The sequence below is a fragment of the Streptomyces sp. NPDC059866 genome (assembly GCF_042731325.1).
Classification (GTDB): Bacteria; Actinomycetota; Actinomycetes; order Streptomycetales; family Streptomycetaceae; genus Streptomyces; species Streptomyces flavusporus.
Genome location: NZ_JBHWJT010000136.1, coordinates 1 through 1201, shown reverse-complemented (window position 1 = coordinate 1201; position 1201 = coordinate 1). Strand labels below are relative to the sequence as shown.

The window sequence follows — 1201 nt, the reverse complement described above, 5'->3', positions numbered from 1 at the left end:
GCTAGTGGCTCGTCACGCAGCCTTGGCCGGGTAATGAGTCCATGATCGGATCGGTGAGTCGGGGGCGAAGGTGGTCTTCGGTTCGGCGCGCGTGTTGCGCCAGCGTACGTATGCGCCGATAGCGGCGTTCTGCTCGTCGTGGCTGCGATGGTCGGTGCCGTTGAGTGCGAAGTAGCGCAGGGCTGCGAACTCGGCCTCGATCCAGTTCAGCCAGGAGCCGTAGGTCGGCAGGAAGACCAGCTCGATGTCGTTGTCGGTCGCCCAGGTGCAGACGCTTGCGTGCTTGTGCGGGGAGAAGTTGTCCAGCACCACATAGAGCTTCTCCTCAGGCCAGCGGGCGCGTAAGGCCTTGAGGAGGTCGAGGAACTCCCGCCAGCGCTTGCGTGGCCGGATGCGGTAGTACAGCTTGCCGGTGGCCAGATCGAGGGCAGCGAGCATGTGCCTGACGCCGTTTGTGCGGTTGTAGGTGGCCCGCAGTCGGCGCGGACGCCTCACCGGCCCCCATGCCTTGCCTTTGCGGGGCATCAGGTTCAGCGGCCCGAACTCATCGACGCATATCACTCGTCCGTCGGCGGGCGCTGTGTCGTACAGCGCCAGGATGCGGTGCATCTTGGCGATGAACTCCGGGTCGGTGGACGCCTTCCAGGTGGTGGTGGTCTTCCAGGAGACCTTGCCCTGGCGCAGGATCCGGCGCAGGGTCTCCCGGCTGATGGCCGCGGTCACCTTCTGCTCGATGAGGTGCTCGGCGAGCTTGCTCAGGCTCCAGGTGGAGAACGCGGTGATCTTCCAGTCGGCGGGGGACGTCCGGGCAATCAGGCAGATGTGCTCGCGCACTTCGTCACTGATCGCCCTCGGGCGTCCCCCGCTCCATTTTGGGTCCAGCGCGTCGAACCCCCGCTCGTTGAAGGCGTGGATGACATCGCGGACGTAGTCCTCGCCGACCTGCATCAGCGTCGTGATGTCCTTGACCGTCTGGCCCTGGGCGGACATCAACACAACGATCGCCCGACGAAGTTTCACCGGGTCCTTCGCGGTCCGGCTGATCCGCTGCAGCTTCCGGCCCTCGTCCATCGTGACTGGCCGGACGAACACACTCGGTCGGCGTCCCACGACCACCTCCAAGATCAGGTCTTGGAGACAGTCTGCTGGCCGACGAGCAGCGGGTCGATTACCCGGCCAAGGCTGCGTGACGAGCCACTAG

At 65.3% G+C, this 1201-nt stretch carries 1 protein-coding gene; it reads right to left on the bottom strand.

The features are described from left to right. Window positions 1-12 precede the first annotated feature (12 nt). A complete protein-coding gene (locus ACFV7R_RS47085) occupies window positions 13-990 on the bottom strand; it encodes an IS630 family transposase (RefSeq protein ID WP_385276985.1) in 978 nt (325 codons plus the stop codon). Between the last annotated feature and the right edge of the window lie 211 nt (window positions 991-1201).